Origin of the sequence: Candidimonas nitroreducens (genome assembly GCF_002209565.1) — a bacterium.
Classification (GTDB): Bacteria; Pseudomonadota; Gammaproteobacteria; order Burkholderiales; family Burkholderiaceae_B; genus Candidimonas; species Candidimonas nitroreducens.
In genome coordinates this window covers 85,520-101,255 of the sequence record NZ_NJIH01000006.1, presented here as the reverse complement: position 1 = coordinate 101,255, position 15,736 = coordinate 85,520, and the positions used below count along the sequence as shown (strand labels likewise).

Genomic DNA, 15,736 nt, shown 5'->3' with positions numbered 1-15,736 from the left:
TTTCTGTCAATGGAGGCGAAATAAAAATGAAACTGGTTTTGTTTTCTATAGCAGCCGGAAGCGGTAATGCTCCTGTCAAGCCTGGCGTCATGCTGGAAGACTCGGTCGTCGACATTTCGCCCGCCGTGCAGATACTCAGTACGCCGCAACTCACGATGGAGGCGCTTATCGACAGCTTCGAAGAGCGGCGTCCCGCCATCGAGGCGCTGGCCAGCTGCGCGGCGCGACTACCGATGGAATTGATCAAGCTGCACCCGCCCCTGCCCAGGCCCCGCAAGCTGATCAATGCCATGGGCAACTACTGGGAGCATGCGCAGCGCGAGGCCAGGCCCTTGAACATATTCCTGAAAAATCCGGATGCCGTTATCGGGCCCGGCGACACGATCCGATTGCCCGAGACGACGGAGCCTTGGGCCTTCATGCATGAGGCGGAACTGGGCGTGGTGATCAAGGGGCCGGTCAAGAGTGTTTCCCGTGCCGAATGGCGCAAGGCTGTCTTCGGCTATACCTGCACCATCGACGTGTCGGCACGGGGAGAAGGCCGCGTGACGTGGAAGACCACCATAGGCACCAGCTGGATCGGCAAGTCGTTCGACACGTTCGCGCCGATGGGCCCCTGCATCGTGACGGCGGATGAAATCGAAGAGCCCAACGACCTCCATGTCCAATTGTGGAACGACGGCGAATTGCGCCATAACTACAGTACGGACGACATGGAGCATCCGGTGCCCGAGCTGATCGAAATGGCCAGCATGATCATGACCCTCAATTCGGGCGACGTCATTTCTTGCGGAACCAATCACGAAGGCCTGGGATTCATCCAGGACGGCGAAACCGTGAAGATACAGATCCAGGGCATCGGCGCCATGGAACTCAAAGTCGTCGACCCGCTCAAGCGCAAGTGGGATCGGGGGGTCTATCTTGGAAGCGACGCGACACATCACGCGGTCGTGAAGCGCAACCGGCCGGACGCGAAACTCGGCGACGGCACGGCGTCGCTCTGACGGGAATCCCCGTATTGCCCCGCATCGCGGGGCTGCCCGTCATACCTTTTCGCATTTCCAGCTTACGAAGGTCATTATGCTTTTCAAATGTGGTTCCTCCGATCCTGCTTACCAGGATGCGCTGACCGACATCACTCCGATCCGGAGACAGCGCGGAAGCGCGGGCCAGCTTCACATCGATGTGCACTGCCACGTCGTTTCGGAAAAGGCCGCGAAACTCGCCGGCACGCCTCCGCGGCCCAAAGACGACCCCTTTGTCTTCTTCTCGTCGCAGGACACAAAAGCCGTGTCCGCCAGTCACGCAAAGATCACGGCTCCAAAAATGAGCAGCCTCGAGCAGCGGCTGGCGGACATGGATTACATGGGGGTCGACATCCAGGTGGTGTCGACCTCGCCGTTCCAGTATTTTCACTGGACCGAGCCCGAACTCGGAGCGGAGCTGGCGCGCATCGTCAACGACAACATCGCCGACATGGCCGCTCATGAGTCAGGCAGGATTGTTGGCGTCGGCACGCTGCCCATGCAAGATCCGCTTGCCTCGCAGGGCGAACTGGAACGATGCATACAGCTTGGCTTCAAGGGGATCCAGTTTTCCACCAACATCAATGGCGAAGAGCTTGCGTCCGAGAAGTTCCATAAACTCTACCGCCGGATGGAAGAGGCGCAGATGGTCATGTTCCTGCATCCGAACGGATACACGGACGGGGCAAGGTTATCGAAGCATTATCTGAATAACCTGATCGGGAACCCGCTGGATACGACGGTGGCGGTCGCCCATCTGATTTTCGACGGTGTGCTCGACAAGGTGCCGGGCCTGAATATCTGCCTACCTCACGCCGGCGGCTATCTGGGAGCCTACCCTGGCCGCTTCGACCATGCATATTGCGCCAGGCCCGATTGCCGGCGGCATGCCTCCAAGCTTCCGCGCGAATACCTGAAGAAGATGTTCTTCGATACCATCGCCTTCGACCGCGGGCAGCTGGAGGCGCTCGTGGAACAATGGGGGCCGGATCATGTAGTGCTCGGCACCGATTATCCGTATGATATGGGTGACGACGACCCTGTCGGCGCCATTGATCAACTGCGGATCACCGAAGAAGAAAAGATAAAGATTCGCGGCGCGAACGCGGCCGCGCTGCTTCGGTTGCGGGCGCCCAAGGACTGAGTCGCGGCCTGGGCCGAGGCTTCCTCGGCCTTTGTCCCCGGGCGGCGCTATTTATGCAATCGCGCCCCCGGCCTGCCTGGCCTTGGTATCGCGACTACGTCCGGGGCCCGTTTTCCAGCGCCAGCAACAGTTCCTTGGCCTGCAGGCCGCCGGCGTAGCCGGTAAGTTCGCCTGATTTGCCGATTACGCGATGGCAAGGGGCGACGATGGATAGCGGGTTCCTGCCGTTGGCGGCGCCGACGGCGCGTACGGCCTTGGGGCGGCCTATCTGCGCGGCGATCTGGGCGTAGCTGCGGGTCTGGCCGTAGGGGATGTCCAGCAGCGCCTGCCAGACGTTTTTCTGGAACTCGGTGCCGGCAAATTCCAGTTCGAGTTCAAAGTGTGTTCTGGTGCCGGCGAAGTATTCCTGCAGCTGCCTTGCGGCTTCCAGCAGTATCGGCTCTTGCGGCGATTCTTGCATGGGCCCCAGGCGTACGCGGCCGGGTTTGTCGTGTTCCCACAGGATGGCGGCCAGTTTCGGGCCGCTAGCCACCAGGGTGAGTTTGCCGACAGGGGAGTCGATGGTCTTGAAGATGTGGGTCATGGAAGGCTCCTTGCGTTTCAAGTCTTTGTACTGCGGCCGGAGCCCTGGACGCACTCCGATCCTTGCGCTTGAATTCATGTGCGATGGATCATCGGCCGTTGCCCGGAAAAATTAGAACAAATAGAAGCGTCCAGTCTTATAGTTCGTGAAATGCCCGCTTGCCTTTCCGGGATTCGGACTGTGTACGTTGCGGGCAAATAGGGATGTCCGATCTTATGGCTCCTGAAATATCCGCTTTTCTGTGCGATGGCCAGGCCGGGTAGGGCGCAGTCCATTCGATTGTGGCAACATAGCGTAAAAAAGAGCGGGGAACATCCGGGCAGTTTTGCTATTTTGTTGTGCTGTACTTTTGTAAAGGATCCACCATGAGCCAATACCGCATAGCCGTTATCGTCGGCAGCCTACGCAAGGATTCGTTCAACCGCAAGCTGGCGCACGCGCTGGAAAAGCTGGGGCCGGCCGATTTCTCTTTTGAGGAACTGGATATCGGCGGTTTGCCGCTGTACAACCAGGACAATGACGCGAACCAGGCCGAGTCGGTCAAGCATTTCAAGGGCCGCATCAAGGACGCCCAGGGCGTGATATTCGTTACGGCGGAATACAACCGTTCGATCCCGGGTGTGCTCAAGAACGCAATCGACAATGCTTCGCGGCCCTATGGCCAAAGCGCCTTTGCCGGCAAGCCGGCCGGGATACTGGGGATTTCGATCGGGGCTATCGGTACGTCGCTGGCGCAGCAGCATTTGCGCAATGTGGCGGCCTACCTCGACATGCCGACGCTGAATCAGCCCGAGGTGTTCCTGCAGGCGAAAGAGGGCTTTTTCGATGCCGCCGGCGATATCGGCAATGTGGACACGCGCAAGTTCCTGCAGGGCTGGATGGACGCCTATGTGGCGTGGGTCAAGAAGAACAATTAAGGCCACGCCGGTAGCGGCCGCCTGGCGGCCTGCCGCGCAGCCATTTCGCCGGGGCCGGCGCCCGATCGGAGCGCCGGCCCTTTGCTTATCGTGGTGGCCCGGGGCGGAAATGCCCCTTCTTGCCGGTAGCGCCGCGTAGCGCCCGGCGTGGGGGCATGTTTTACGCCAGCCGGCGCTGGGCCAGCACCAGCACCGCGCCGCCTATCGCCAGTGCGGCGATCAGCCGGAACATGTCTTCGCTGGCTATCAGCAGCGCCTGGCGGTCGAGCAGGGCGGTCAGCTGCGCCAGCGCGCTGCTGCCGGCTTGCGCAGCGTCCATGCCGCGAGCCATCAGCGCGTCCTGGATGTGGTGCAGCCATTGCATGGCAATGGCGGGTTCCTGAGCGGCGGCGCCGGCCAGGCTCACCTGGACGCTGAACTGGCGGTTTTCCAGCAGTACTGCGCCCAGGGCCGAGGCAAAAGAGCTGGCGATCTGGCGCATCAGGTTCTTGCTTTGGTAGCCGTGGGCGAAGTTGTCTTCGCCCAGGCCGCGAAAGGTGAGGCCCGCCACGGGGATGACGACCATGACGCCGAACAGGCCCTTGAGCGCAAGAATGGGGATCAGCGACTCTACCCCCGCGTCGGGCGGCATGGCCGAGAACCGCCAGGCGGCATAGGCCATGATCAGCAGGCCCAGGATCATCAATGGCTTCTTGCGTTTCAGGCGCGGCGCGTAGCGTATGTAGGCCATGATGCTGACCAGGCTGACCAGGCCGCCGATGGTGCTGAGCCAGCCCACGGTGGTCAGGGGTATCTGCAGTGCGCGCTCGGCGTAGATGGGGAACACGTAGCCATGCAGGTGGCTGAGCAGGTAGTACATGAAATACAAAAGCAGCCCGGTCAGGTAGACGGGGTTGCGCAGCACGCGTAGCTTGAGCAGTGGGGCGTCCTGGTGCCACTGGTGCCACAGGAAACCCAGCAGCATGGCGATGCCGCAAAGTGCGATGGCCAGCAGGCGCCCAGGGTGCGAGAAGACGTCGAAGCGCGCATCGCTCATGGCGATCTGCAGCGCGGCGATGGCCGCGCCGAACCACAGCAGGGGTATTAGCGCGGGGCGCCCCGGTTTTTCGCTGGGCTCGGCATCGGGCAGGAACAGCCAGGAACCCGCCATGGCCAGCAGCGATAGGGGCAGCACGCCGTAGAATACGTGCTGCCATGCGCCGTTGTCTATGAGTTCGGCCGACAGCGCGGGCCCGATGGCCGAGACGCCGAAGATGCCCAGCATGAACAGGCGCACGGCGCGGCCCCGGTCGGCCGGCGCGAACATCAGCGGAATCAGCACGCGGCTGCTGGTGAACAGCGCGCCGCCGCCCACGCCCTGTACCAGGCGGGCGGTCACCAGCATGCTCAGGCTGGTGCTGGCCGCGGCATACCAGGTGCCCAGGCTGAACACCAGCAGCGAGGCGGCAAGGTAGCGCCGGTAGCCGTAGCGGCGCGCCAGCCACTGCTGCTTGACGATCATCAGCATGCTGCCGATGGCGTAGGCCGATTGCGCCAGGGCGAAGCCGCGCGGGTCGGCGTCGATGCCGCCCATGATGTGGCCGGCCGAGAACACGAACATGATGTTCTCGAGGAATTCCACCGATACCGCCAGCGCCAGCGTGACCATGATGCAATATTGGCGCTGGCCATGGGTAAGCAGGTTGGTATTCAGATAGCCGCGCAGGGCATTGCGCAGGCTTTGATGGACGGCGCGGGGGCTCATTTTTCCAGCTGCTGCAGATTGGCGTGCAGGCGCTGCAAATTGCGCGAGGCCTGGTCGCGTTCGCCGCCGTCGAGCACCGACCAGGCCTGGCGATAGGCCCTATGTACGGCCGGAACGGCCTTGCGCAGCAGCTCGCGCCCGGCGGGCGTAAGTTCCAGTTCCAGGCTGCGGCGGTCTTGTTCCGAGGCGATGCGCCGCACCAGCCCGCGCGATTGCAGGCTGTCGAGAAAGCGCGTCATCTGGGTGCGGGTGGCGTCCAGCGTATGGCTGAGTTCGGACGGAGAGCTGGGGTCGGACTTGTCGGTGGACAGCAGGCTCAGCACCAGGTATTGCGACATGTTCAGCTCGTAGGCCGCCAGCGCGCGATCGATGTGGGCGCGCAGCAACTGGGTGGTGCGAAACAACAAGCGGGTGGCGAGTATGTCTTCACGGGGTGCCTCGGGGTGGGCCTGGCAGAATTGGTCTATGCGGGATTCGAAGGAAGACACGCGAGCCTCGGTTTGCAATTTAGTTTCAAATGTAATTATATCGAATGTAGCAAACTCGGCAAGAGGCTGTGATAAAAACGGTGGGTATTGTGGCGTGTGTGCCGCAAGACTTGGCCGCCGGGGCAATAGAACAAGAACCAGTCGCAGGGCAGGCCAGCAACAACCGGGGAGTCATCCATGCTGCGCTTTGCCGCGAATATCAGCACCATGTACGGCGAATATGATTTTTTGGATCGTTTCGAGGCCGCCGCGCAAGACGGCTTCGAGGCGGTGGAGTTCCAGTTTCCTTATGATTTCCCAGCGGCGGACATCGCCCGCCGTCTGGCCGGCCAGGGGCTTGCATCGGTGCTGTTCAACGCCGTGGCGGGCGACCTGAAGGCCGGCGAGAAAGGGCTGGCCTGCCTGCCGGGGCGCAGCCGCGCATGTCTGGACGGGGTCGAGCGGGCACTGGAATACGCCGTGGTTCTGGGCACGCCGCGCATTCACCTGATGGCGGGCCTGGCGCCGGCCGGTGTGCCGCGCGCGACCCTGGAAGGCCAGTACCGCGAGAATGTGCACGCGGCCGCGCTGCTGGCCGCGCAGGCGGGGGTGGACATCATGCTGGAGCCCATCAACCCCATCGGCATGCCCGGGTATTTCTTGAACACGCAACAGCAGGCGCACGATGTGGTGCAGGCGCTGGGCCTGCCTAACGTCAAGGTGCAGATGGATCTGTTTCATTGCCAGATCGTCGAAGGCGATGTCACGCGCAAGCTGCGCAACTATTTGCCCACGGGCCGTGTGGGCCACTTGCAGATAGCCGGGGTGCCGGATCGCCACGAGCCCGGTACGGGCGAGCTGGCGTATCCGTATGTGTTCTGGGTTCTGGATGAGCTGGGTTATGAGGGCTGGATAGGCTGTGAATATTTTCCGGCAGTCGGTACGCGCGCCGGCCTGGGCTGGATCCAGCCGTATTTGTAGCCGGCCGTGTAGCTGGCTGTGTAGCTGGCCGGGCCCGTCGCAAGGCGGGGCCGTGATGGCGCGCACGACCGCGGCCAGTGCACCGCGGCCTTGCTACGGCCAGGCCAGGCCTATACAGGTGGAGCCGGATCAGACGAGGCTGCCGCATCGGCATCGGCATCCACATCGGCGGTGCCGTCTTCGCCCATGCGGGCCGTATGCCGGCTGACGCGCAGTGCCGGTGTACGAGCCGCCAGCGCGGCGCTGTAGCCCGGCGCGCAGTCCAGCTCGGCCAGCAGCCACTCGCCGGGCTTGCCGAAGGCGGCCTCGATGCGCCGCACGGCGGCCGGGCGCCCGGGCCGGAACTCCACGCTCAGGCCGGGGAAGTCCATGTAGAGCCCGGTTCCCGCCGCCTTGGACACGGCTTCTTTGCGCGTCCAGATGGCATAGAAGGCCTGCACCCGCTGCGCTTCGGGCAGTGCAAGCCATAGATCCAGGTCGGCGTGCGACAGGATGGTGCGCGCGACGCCGGCCATGTCGTCCATGTCGCGCCGCTGCTCGATATCCACCCCTACCTCGACTCCGCGCGCCACGGCAATCAAGGCCTGCGTGCCGGCGTGGGACATGTTGAAATGCAGGGTGGATTCGGAGCCTGGGCACGTTCTTGCACCGGGCGCGGGGGCGTCGTCAACGGCCATGGCGGGGTAGGCCCCGGCCAGCATGGGCTTGCCGCGCGGCCCTGTGGCGTAGCGGCAGAGCTGCGGCGCCACACCCAGGTAGCGCCCCAGCAGCACGCGCAGCGCGCCGTGCGCGACCGCGTAGCGGCTGCGCAGTTCCGGCCGGCGCAGCGCCTGCATGTGCTGTTTTTCTTCCTCGGACAGGTGCGCCGCCAGCGCGGCCTGCACATGTGCAGGCTGTTCCAGCGGCACGGACCAGACGTGGCATGCGCCCGCTTCCAGCGTAGGGGCCCAGGCCGCATCGGGCCGCGTGGCGGCGCCTTCGTTCTTTATATGGGGCGCGCCCGGATGGCGTCGCCGCCAGTCATCTTCCCCTGGAAGAAGAGCACGTTGCTTGGATGGCCGCCTGGGCGCAGCCTCTGACGCACTCTCTTGCCTCTGCGCGCCATTCGCTCCGCGGGAAGATGCACCTGGGGGCGGTTGCCTGGGCGCGCGCATGTTTTTTTCCCGGCAGGTTCAGGCCTGGGCCTGGATCAGCCCGGCGACGATTTCGTACGAATGCAGCCGTGCACGATGATCGTAGATATTGGAGGCGATCATGACTTCATCGGCGCCGGTGCGCGCTATGAAGGCGCGCAGCTGCTCGGCGGCGGTGTCGGGCGCGCCTATCGCCGAGCACGACAGGATCTGCTCCAGCAGCGCGCGGCCCTGCGGCCCGATACGTTCGAGGAAGTCGGGCATGGGAGGCGGCAGGCGCGAGGGTCTGCCGGTGCGCGAATTGACGAAGGACTGCTGGGCCGAGCTCGCCAGCACGCGGGCTTCTTCGTCGGTGTCGGCGGCGAACACATTGAAGCCCAGCATGACATACGGCGCCTTCAGGTGCTCAGAGGGCTTGAAGGTCGAACGGTAGATACTGATGGCCGCCATCATCTGCTCGGGCGCGAAGTGCGAGGCGAAGGCGTAGGGCAGGCCAAAGGCCGCGGCCAGCTGCGCGCCGTACAGGCTGGAACCCAGTATCCACAAGGGAATGTTCAGGCCGGTGCCCGGCACCGCCCGCACCGGCAGGCGCGGCTCGGCCGAAAAATAGTCCATCAGTTCCATGACGTCTTGCGGGAACTCGTCGGCATCCGAGGCCAGGTTGCGGCGCAGCGCCCGGGCGGTGGTCTGGTTCGAGCCCGGGGCGCGCCCCAGGCCCAGGTCGATGCGGCCCGGATACAGCGATTCCAGCGTGCCGAACTGCTCGGCGATGACCAGCGGCGAGTGATTCGGCAGCATGACGCCGCCGGCTCCTATGCGTATGTGGGACGTGCCGGCCGCCACATGGGAAATCAGCACCGCGGTGGCGGCGCTGGCAATGCCCGGCATGCCGTGGTGTTCGGCCAGCCAATAGCGGTTGAAGCCCCATTGCTCCGCATGCCGCGCCAGATCCAGGGAATTGCGGAAGGATTGCGCGGCGTCGCCGCCTTCGGCGATGGGGGAGAGGTCGAGTACGGATAGCGGAATCATGACGCGCGGTTGCCAGAAAAAAGAAACCAATATATCTCATCCCGTCGCCGCCATGCCTTGGGGCTACCCTCGCGGCGGGGATCGCACTGCCGAGCTGGCCCGGGCCCATGGCGTGGGTGGTGTGATACAGCCGTTTATGGCGCCTTCCACCTGCTGGCGCATTTTTTGATCTTCAGGGCCGGCCGCCGCCACGCCGGGCATTTTTTAAGCGCCATGCCTAGCAGTTTGTTATTGCAGGGATATTTCAGGTAATCAAGCAGTTTTCCTCGGGCTTATCCACACGAAGCGTGGATAAGTCGGCGCGCCGGGCGTGGGCAATTTTTTGCCTTGGGCCGCAATGTATTGATCTACATGCATTTTCGGCATTAGCCCCCGACTTATCCGCGGCTTTTTCCACAGGCGGCGTGGATAAGTTGCGCGCTGCGCGGCCCGATGTCCCGCCATCGCGACGCTACATTGTCTTTACCTTTGTATCGACTTTGCGTCATTGCGGCCGGCACGCCGTTGTTCCATTGCCAGATCAACCATGCGTTTTGCCAGCTTCTCGTGCGCTGGCGATTGACGTTCAAGACTGATTTAGAAATGGAATTACATCTTCTTCCGCTACCGGTACTATTCGGGTTTTGGAACCCCGTACAGGAACCCGCCATGGACAGTCTGAATCAGCTTGCTTACTGGATGCCCATCGTCAAGAGCTTCGCCGTCAACGTCGTCATTGCGATCGCGATTCTGATCGTCGGCTGGTCGATCGCCACGTTGGCGGGCAAGGGCGTGCGCAGCGCGGCGCGGCGTTCGCCGCGCATCGACCCGACGATCGTACCGATGATGTATTCATTGGTGGTGTGGACTATTCGCGGCTTCACGCTGATAGCGATACTGGCGCGCTTCGGCGTGCAGACGGCCAGCATCATTGCCGTGCTGGGTGCCGCCGGCCTGGCGATCGGCCTGGCCCTGCAGAACACCTTGCAGAACATCGCGGCGGGCATGATGCTCTTGGCGCTGCGCCCGATACGCGCCGGCGAATACATCTCGGTGGTCGGCAAGGCCGACGGCACGGTAGAGGAGGTGGGGCTGTTCCTGACGCGCATCGTGCAGATCGACGGCATCCACGTTTCGCTGCCCAACAGCATGGTGTGGGGCAACCCCATTCTGAACTATAGCCGCAACCCGACGCGCCGCCTGGATCTTCAGGTGGGCGTGCGCTATGGCGACGACTTGGACGTCGCCATGGGCGCTTTGCTCAAGCTGGTGGAAAACCACAAGCTGGTGCTGCAGGATCCCAAGCCCCAGGTCATGGTCAACGAATACCGCGACAGCACGATCATGGTCAATATCCGCGTGTGGGCCGAGAGCAGCAATTTCTGGCAACTGAACTTCGATCTGCATCAGGCGGCGCGCAAGGTGCTGGAGCAGGCCGGCATGCGCCTGCCCATACCGGTACGCGAAGTGAAAGCCGCCGCGCCCGACGCGCTGGCGGCATAAGGGCAGGCCGCCCGCCGACCCGCATCGGCAGGGGGGATGGCGGGCAGCTCGCCATGCGTCGGCGGCCCGCAAGGCGGCAGCTTGCGCGAACCCGGCCGCATGGCGTTGGCCGCGCTCTATTTGAGCACCAGTCCGGACAGTTCGGTGCGGATCAGGCCGGCGATCTCGCGCTGCCTTTGCGCCGGCATGCGTTCGGTGATGGCGGTGACGCTGATGGCCAGCAGCGGCTTGCCACGCCGATCCAGCAGCGCGCAGCCGACTCCCAGTGCGCCGCGCACCGCGTGGTTGCCCACCACCGAATAACCCCGCATGCGGGTGTTTTCCACCAGCCGCCTCATCTCGCGCGCCGTCATGCCGCCGTAGAGCTCCAGCTCCGAGCTGTTGCATTCGATGATGCGCTCGACTTCGGGGTCGGGCAGCGCGGCCAGCAGCGCCATGCCGCCCGAGCCCACGCCCAGGGGTTGGCGCTTGCCGGCGTAGGTGGCCAGTATCTGCACCGGGTAGGGGCCGATCTCGCGCCACAGGCTGATCGACTCGTGGCCGTCGTGCACCACCAGGAACACGGCGTCGCCGGTGGCCTGGGCCAGCCGGCGCATGGCGGGCAACGTCGGCTCGATGCGTGGATCCTGGCTGGCGGGTGGGGCCGGCGGGGCGTCCAGCTTGGCGACGAAAAGCTTGCTGTGCCCGACATTGCCGACCAGGCCGCTGTCGATCAGTGCTGCGAGCAGGCGGTAGATGGTGGGGCGCTGCAGGCCGGTGGCGCGCGCCAGTGCGGTTACACTCAGCCCGGCAGGCCCGTGTTCGCGCAGGGTGTTCAGTACTTGCAGGCCGCGCCGCAAGGTGCGCGGCCCCGCGGCGCTTTCAGTGTCCGGCGTGAGTTCTGGCGTGTTGTTCAAAGAAACGTCCGCAGGGTGAACATTCGGTTGTCAGCAACGCTGATTCTATCGGAAAATCCCTGCTGCATTATAAAACTGTCCACAAAATGGACGCTCACGAAAGAGGAAAGCACATCATGCAGAAACCTGTTTTCAAGTCCCTCAAGCTGCTGGCCGCGGGTGCAGCGCTTGCCGGGCTCGCCGGCTTTTCCACCGGCGCCGCCGCGGCGTATCCCGATCACGCCATCCGGCTGGTAGTCGGCTTTTCCGCCGGCGGCACCACCGATGTGGTGGCACGCCTCGTCGGCAAGGAAATCAGCCAGGAACTGGGCCAGGCGGTCGTGGTCGAGAATCGCCCCGGAGCAGGCAGCAACATCGGCACGGAACTCGTGGCTCGTGCCAAGCCCGACGGCTACACCCTGTACATGGTGGCGGTTACCAGCGCCATCAACCAGACGCTGTACAAGAACATCAAGTTCAACCTGGTCAAGGATTTCGCGCCCATCGCGCTGGCCGTGAAGGTGCCCAACGTCCTGGTGGTGAACCCCAAGGTGCCGGCGCACAGCGTCAAGGAACTGGTGGCCTATGCCAAGGCCAATCCGGACAAGCTCAATTTCGCGTCTTCCGGCAGCGGCACCTCCATACATATGGCGGGCGAGCTCTTCAAGCAGCTGGCCGGCGTCGACATTCTGCACGTGCCCTACAAGGGCAGCGCCCCGGCCGAAACCGACCTGATGGGCGGCCAGGTAGACATGATGTTCGACAACATGCCTGCCGCATGGCCTCATGTGCAGGCCGGCAAGCTGCGCGCCCTGGCGGTTACCACTGCCGAGCGTTCCAAGACCGCCCCCGACCTGCCCACCATGCAGGAATCGGGTTTCCCGACCTTCGACGTTTCGTCCTGGTTCGGCCTGCTGGCTCCGGCCGGCACCCCGGCCGATGTCGTCAACACGCTGAACGCGGCCGTTGAAAAGGCGATCAGCAAGCCCGACGTGCAGAAGCGCTTTGCCGATCTGGGCGCCGTTCCGGTGAAGACCACGCCGGCCGAATTCGGCGAATTCATCAAGTCGCAAGTCGATACCTGGGCCAAGGTGGTCAAGGCCTCGGGCGCGACGGTCGACTGATCCGGTCGGCTATGGCCGCCGGCCGGCCCCTGGCGGGGCAGGCCGGCGATATTGTTCAACTTATACAAGGCGGCCCCCGCGCGAACCGAGCCAGTATGATTTCCAAACTGTTTCCCAGCGTCAAAGATGCGCTTGCCGACATTCCGGACGGCGCCACCATCATGGTCGGCGGCTTCGGCATGGCCGGCCAGCCCCTGGAATTGATCGACGGCCTGCTCGAGCAGGGCGCCAAAGACCTGGTCATTGTCAACAACAATGCCGGCAACGGCGAGACCGGGCTGGCGGCGCTGCTGGCGGCCGGGCGGGTGCGCAAGATCATCTGCTCGTTTCCGCGCCAGGTGGATTCGCAAATATTCGATGGCCTGTACCGCTCCGGCAAGATCGAACTAGAACTGGTGCCGCAGGGCAACCTGGCCGAGCGCATCCGCGCCGCCGGCGCCGGCATCGGCGCCTTCTACACGCCCACCGGCTTCGGCACGCTGATCGCCGAGGGCAAGGAAACCCGCCGCATCAACGGCCGCGACTATATTCTCGAATACCCCTTGCACGCGGACTATGCCTTCATCAAGGCGCTGCGCGCCGACCGCTGGGGCAATCTGGTGTACCGCAAGACCGCGCGCAACTTCGGGCCCATCATGGCCACGGCCTCCAAGGTCGCCGTGGTGCAGGTCGGCGAGGTCGTGGAACTGGGCGGGCTCGACCCCGAGGCCATCGTGACCCCGGGCCTGTTCGTACAACGCGTGGTAACGGTGTAGGAGGCTGCGGTGAATCGTTTGAATCGTGAACAAATGGCGGCGCGCGTCGCCCAGGACATCCCCGAGGGCAGCGTCGTCAACCTCGGCATAGGCCTGCCGACCAAGGTGGCCAACTACCTGCCCGCCGACCGGGAAATCATGCTGCACAGCGAGAACGGCGTCATCGGCATGGGCCCGGCGCCGGCCGCCGGCCAGGAAGATCCCGACCTCATCAATGCCGGCAAGCAGCCCGTCACGCTGCTGCCGGGCGGCGCTTTTTTCCATCACGCCGATTCTTTCGGCATGATGCGCGGCGGCCATCTCGATGTTTGCGTGCTCGGCGCCTTCCAGGTGGCGACCAACGGCGACCTGGCCAACTGGCACACGGGCGCGCCCGACGCCATTCCGGCAGTGGGCGGCGCCATGGATCTGGCCATCGGCGCCAAGTCGGTGTATGTGCTCATGGAGCTGCTGACCCGCGACGGGAAAAGCAAGCTGGTGGAAAAGTGCACCTACCCGCTGACCGGCGTGGCCTGCGTGTCGCGCGTCTATACCGATATGGCGGTGTTCCAGCTGGGCGGCGGGCGCGTGGTGCTGCTCGACGACCTGGCCGGCGTAGGCATCGAAGAGTTGCGGCGCCTGACCGGGCTCGACATTGCCGCAGCCTGATACGGATTTCCGATCAACACGGCAAGCGCGGTGAAATAGCGGCACTGCCGCACTATGTGTAGTGTTCCGCGGCTGCGCGCCTTGTTCTCTTTGATCGCAAGCCCGCATAAGGCGCGGCATAGCCCCGTCGGTGTTCCCTTGGGTCGACAGGCCCTACGGTTTGTGCGCGGCAGTCTTGATCATCGCCGTGCACAGGCCGCGCAGCATATCGACCTCGTCGTTGGACAGCGCATTGCGCGAGAACAGATGGCGCATGCGCGGCACCAGCTTCTTCGGGTGCCGCGGATCCAGGAAGCCCACATCCACCAGCGCCTGTTCCCAGTGCGTCAGGAAGGCCTGGACTTTTTCATTGGATGCCGGTTCGTCGCCCGCTTGCGGATGGCCTGCGGTGCTGGGCAGCAGCGGCAGCGCGGCGCCGGTGGCCAGGGCATAGCGCAGTTCCCAGGCGGCCAGCTGCAGGGCCTGGGCCACGTTCAGCGAGCTGTACTCGGGGTTGGCGGGGATGTGGCAGATGCGCTGGCACAGTTCAATGTCTTCATTGGTCAGGCCCGACCTTTCGGTGCCCAGCACGATCGCCACCACGCCTTGCGGATGCCCGGCCAGGTGTTCTTGCGCCAGGCCGGCCGCCACGCGGATGTCGCAGGCCGGCGGCCCTATGAGCCTGGGCCTTGCGGTCAGGGCGAACGCCAGCGTGACCGGTGCCAGGGCCTCGGCCAGGGTCGCGACCACCTGCGCTTGTGCCAGCACGTCGGCGGCGCCGCTGGCCAGCGCCAGGGCCTCGGGTTGCGCCGTCGTGTCGGGCAGGCGCGGCGCTACCAGGCACAGTTCGTGGAAGCCCATGGTCTTGATCGCGCGGGCCGCCGAGCCGACGTTTCCGGGGTGGCTGGGCTGCACCATGATGAAGCGCACGCGTGAAAATGGCTGAGTCATTTAAAATACCAAGTCCAGGCGGGCGCGGGTGCGCGGCGGCGGCATGATGCCGGGGCCGCGAATGCCCTTGCGGCGCCTGTGTTTCATAAACAAATACGGAATTTTATGCACCCGATGCTCAATACCGCCATCAAGGCGGCGCGCCGTGCCGGCTCGATCATCAACCGTGCCAGCCTCGACCTGGAGCGCCTGCAAGTGGCGCGCAAGGGGCCCAAGGATTATGTCACGGAAGTGGATCGGGCCGCCGAAGACGCGATCATAGAGGCGCTGCGCAGCGCCTATCCGGAGCACGGCTTCCTCGCCGAAGAGTCCGGCGACACCACGGCGGCCGGTACCGGCGAACGCCCCGAGTTCCAGTGGATCATCGATCCCCTGGACGGCACCACCAATTTCATCCATGGCTTTCCCATGTACGCGGTGTCGATCGCGCTGGCTCATCGCGGCCAGATCACCCAGGCCGTGGTCTACGATCCGGCTCGCAACGAATTGTTCACCGCCAGCCGCGGCGGCGGCGCGTTCCTGAACGACCGCCGGGTGCGCGTCTCGGGCCAGACCCGCTATTACGATGCACTGGTGGGGGCGCACGTGCCGGGCTCGGCCGGGCCAGCCGTGCCGGCCTCGCGCTACGCCAAGCTGCTGTCCGAATGCGCCAGCGCGCGCCGTTTGGGCTCCACCGTGCTGGATCTGGCCTACGTGGCCGCCGGGCGCCTGGACGGCTTCTGTGGCGCCCGGCTCAAGCCCTGGGACATGGCCGCGGGCGGCCTGCTGGTGCTCGAGGCCGGCGGCCTGCTGGCCGACTTCGAGGGCGAGCAGGGCTGGATGCAAAGCGGCAATGTGCTGGCCGCCTCGCCCAAGATCTTTCCCCAGATGCTTGCGCACCTGCAGGCTTGAGGCCTGGG

16 protein-coding genes are annotated in these 15,736 nt (G+C 64.4%); 9 read left to right on the top strand and 7 right to left on the bottom strand.

What is annotated here, in order from left to right; genetic code table 11:
• Nucleotides 1–26 precede the first annotated feature (26 nt).
• Both CEY11_RS10715 and CEY11_RS10710 read left to right on the top strand, forming a co-directional pair.
• On the top strand, nt 27–1,004 hold the full coding sequence (locus tag CEY11_RS10715) for a fumarylacetoacetate hydrolase family protein (protein ID WP_088603396.1): 978 nt from the start codon (nt 27–29) through the stop codon (nt 1,002–1,004).
• A 76-nt stretch (nt 1,005–1,080) separates the two neighbouring features.
• Complete coding sequence (locus CEY11_RS10710; protein ID WP_088603395.1) at nt 1,081–2,169, top strand: amidohydrolase family protein; 1,089 nt, start codon at nt 1,081–1,083, stop codon at nt 2,167–2,169.
• Between the two features lie 94 nt (nt 2,170–2,263).
• Here CEY11_RS10710 and CEY11_RS10705 read toward each other — a convergent pair whose 3' ends face one another.
• Entirely contained in the window at nt 2,264–2,752 is a 489-nt protein-coding gene (locus tag CEY11_RS10705; protein ID WP_088603394.1) for a methylated-DNA--[protein]-cysteine S-methyltransferase, read from the bottom strand.
• A 365-nt stretch (nt 2,753–3,117) separates the two neighbouring features.
• Between CEY11_RS10705 and CEY11_RS10700 the strand changes: the two genes are divergently transcribed.
• Nucleotides 3,118–3,669 carry an NADPH-dependent FMN reductase gene (locus CEY11_RS10700; protein ID WP_088603393.1) on the top strand — a complete coding sequence of 184 codons (552 nt, stop codon included), beginning with the start codon at nt 3,118–3,120 and terminating at the stop codon, nt 3,667–3,669.
• A 160-nt stretch (nt 3,670–3,829) separates the two neighbouring features.
• Here the strand turns inward: CEY11_RS10700 and CEY11_RS10695 are convergent, their stop codons facing one another.
• Nucleotides 3,830–5,317, bottom strand: coding sequence for an MFS transporter (locus tag CEY11_RS10695; RefSeq protein ID WP_233154851.1), 1,488 nt, complete (start codon nt 5,315–5,317; stop codon nt 3,830–3,832).
• A 92-nt stretch (nt 5,318–5,409) separates the two neighbouring features.
• Nucleotides 5,410–5,901 (bottom strand): MarR family winged helix-turn-helix transcriptional regulator, encoded by a 492-nt coding sequence (locus CEY11_RS10690; RefSeq protein ID WP_088603642.1) that lies wholly within the window; start codon nt 5,899–5,901, stop codon nt 5,410–5,412.
• Nucleotides 5,902–6,078: 177 nt separating this feature from the next.
• Between CEY11_RS10690 and otnI the strand changes: the two genes are divergently transcribed.
• Nucleotides 6,079–6,861, top strand: a complete 783-nt coding sequence (gene otnI / locus CEY11_RS10685) for a 2-oxo-tetronate isomerase (RefSeq protein WP_088603391.1) — start codon at nt 6,079–6,081, stop codon at nt 6,859–6,861.
• Nucleotides 6,862–6,971: 110 nt separating this feature from the next.
• On the opposite strand, the gene CEY11_RS10680 is transcribed toward otnI, so the two are convergent.
• Both CEY11_RS10680 and CEY11_RS10675 read right to left on the bottom strand, forming a co-directional pair.
• On the bottom strand, nt 6,972–7,769 hold the full coding sequence (locus CEY11_RS10680; RefSeq protein ID WP_158215277.1) for a 4'-phosphopantetheinyl transferase family protein: 798 nt from the start codon (nt 7,767–7,769) through the stop codon (nt 6,972–6,974).
• 264 nt (nt 7,770–8,033) lie between these two features.
• Nucleotides 8,034–9,023, bottom strand: a complete 990-nt coding sequence (locus CEY11_RS10675) for an LLM class flavin-dependent oxidoreductase (RefSeq protein WP_088603389.1) — start codon at nt 9,021–9,023, stop codon at nt 8,034–8,036.
• A gap of 648 nt (nt 9,024–9,671) precedes the next feature.
• Between CEY11_RS10675 and CEY11_RS10670 the strand changes: the two genes are divergently transcribed.
• Nucleotides 9,672–10,505 (top strand): mechanosensitive ion channel family protein, encoded by an 834-nt coding sequence (locus CEY11_RS10670; protein WP_088603388.1) that lies wholly within the window; start codon nt 9,672–9,674, stop codon nt 10,503–10,505.
• Between the two features lie 116 nt (nt 10,506–10,621).
• Here the strand turns inward: CEY11_RS10670 and CEY11_RS10665 are convergent, their stop codons facing one another.
• Nucleotides 10,622–11,401 carry an IclR family transcriptional regulator gene (locus CEY11_RS10665; RefSeq protein WP_088603387.1) on the bottom strand — a complete coding sequence of 260 codons (780 nt, stop codon included), beginning with the start codon at nt 11,399–11,401 and terminating at the stop codon, nt 10,622–10,624.
• A 116-nt stretch (nt 11,402–11,517) separates the two neighbouring features.
• On the opposite strand from CEY11_RS10665, the gene CEY11_RS10660 reads away from it, so the two are divergent.
• The 3 genes from CEY11_RS10660 to CEY11_RS10650 all read left to right on the top strand — a co-directional run bounded on the left by CEY11_RS10660 (nt 11,518) and on the right by CEY11_RS10650 (nt 13,907).
• Nucleotides 11,518–12,504 (top strand): tripartite tricarboxylate transporter substrate binding protein, encoded by a 987-nt coding sequence (locus CEY11_RS10660; RefSeq protein WP_088603386.1) that lies wholly within the window; start codon nt 11,518–11,520, stop codon nt 12,502–12,504.
• Nucleotides 12,505–12,599: 95 nt separating this feature from the next.
• Nucleotides 12,600–13,259, top strand: a complete 660-nt coding sequence (locus tag CEY11_RS10655) for a 3-oxoacid CoA-transferase subunit A (RefSeq protein WP_088603385.1) — start codon at nt 12,600–12,602, stop codon at nt 13,257–13,259.
• Nucleotides 13,260–13,292: 33 nt separating this feature from the next.
• Nucleotides 13,293–13,907 carry a 3-oxoacid CoA-transferase subunit B gene (locus CEY11_RS10650; protein WP_088603384.1) on the top strand — a complete coding sequence of 205 codons (615 nt, stop codon included), beginning with the start codon at nt 13,293–13,295 and terminating at the stop codon, nt 13,905–13,907.
• A gap of 153 nt (nt 13,908–14,060) precedes the next feature.
• On the opposite strand, the gene CEY11_RS10645 is transcribed toward CEY11_RS10650, so the two are convergent.
• Nucleotides 14,061–14,837, bottom strand: coding sequence for an RNA methyltransferase (locus CEY11_RS10645; protein WP_088603383.1), 777 nt, complete (start codon nt 14,835–14,837; stop codon nt 14,061–14,063).
• 105 nt (nt 14,838–14,942) lie between these two features.
• On the opposite strand from CEY11_RS10645, the gene CEY11_RS10640 reads away from it, so the two are divergent.
• Nucleotides 14,943–15,728, top strand: a complete 786-nt coding sequence (locus tag CEY11_RS10640; protein ID WP_088603382.1) for an inositol monophosphatase family protein — start codon at nt 14,943–14,945, stop codon at nt 15,726–15,728.
• Nucleotides 15,729–15,736 lie beyond the last annotated feature (8 nt).

Coding starts and splice junctions, on each gene's coding strand:
- CEY11_RS10645 (WP_088603383.1), bottom strand. CDS start 14,837: ATGACTCAGCCATTTTCACGCGTGCGCTTCATCATGGTGCAGCCCAGC.
- CEY11_RS10675 (WP_088603389.1), bottom strand. CDS start 9,023: ATGATTCCGCTATCCGTACTCGACCTCTCCCCCATCGCCGAAGGCGGC.
- CEY11_RS10660 (WP_088603386.1), top strand. CDS start 11,518: ATGCAGAAACCTGTTTTCAAGTCCCTCAAGCTGCTGGCCGCGGGTGCA.
- CEY11_RS10710 (WP_088603395.1), top strand. CDS start 1,081: ATGCTTTTCAAATGTGGTTCCTCCGATCCTGCTTACCAGGATGCGCTG.
- CEY11_RS10705 (WP_088603394.1), bottom strand. CDS start 2,752: ATGACCCACATCTTCAAGACCATCGACTCCCCTGTCGGCAAACTCACC.
- CEY11_RS10655 (WP_088603385.1), top strand. CDS start 12,600: ATGATTTCCAAACTGTTTCCCAGCGTCAAAGATGCGCTTGCCGACATT.
- CEY11_RS10640 (WP_088603382.1), top strand. CDS start 14,943: ATGCACCCGATGCTCAATACCGCCATCAAGGCGGCGCGCCGTGCCGGC.
- CEY11_RS10715 (WP_088603396.1), top strand. CDS start 27: ATGAAACTGGTTTTGTTTTCTATAGCAGCCGGAAGCGGTAATGCTCCT.
- CEY11_RS10695 (WP_233154851.1), bottom strand. CDS start 5,317: ATGGTCACGCTGGCGCTGGCGGTATCGGTGGAATTCCTCGAGAACATC.
- CEY11_RS10650 (WP_088603384.1), top strand. CDS start 13,293: ATGGCGGCGCGCGTCGCCCAGGACATCCCCGAGGGCAGCGTCGTCAAC.
- otnI (WP_088603391.1), top strand. CDS start 6,079: ATGCTGCGCTTTGCCGCGAATATCAGCACCATGTACGGCGAATATGAT.
- CEY11_RS10670 (WP_088603388.1), top strand. CDS start 9,672: ATGGACAGTCTGAATCAGCTTGCTTACTGGATGCCCATCGTCAAGAGC.
- CEY11_RS10700 (WP_088603393.1), top strand. CDS start 3,118: ATGAGCCAATACCGCATAGCCGTTATCGTCGGCAGCCTACGCAAGGAT.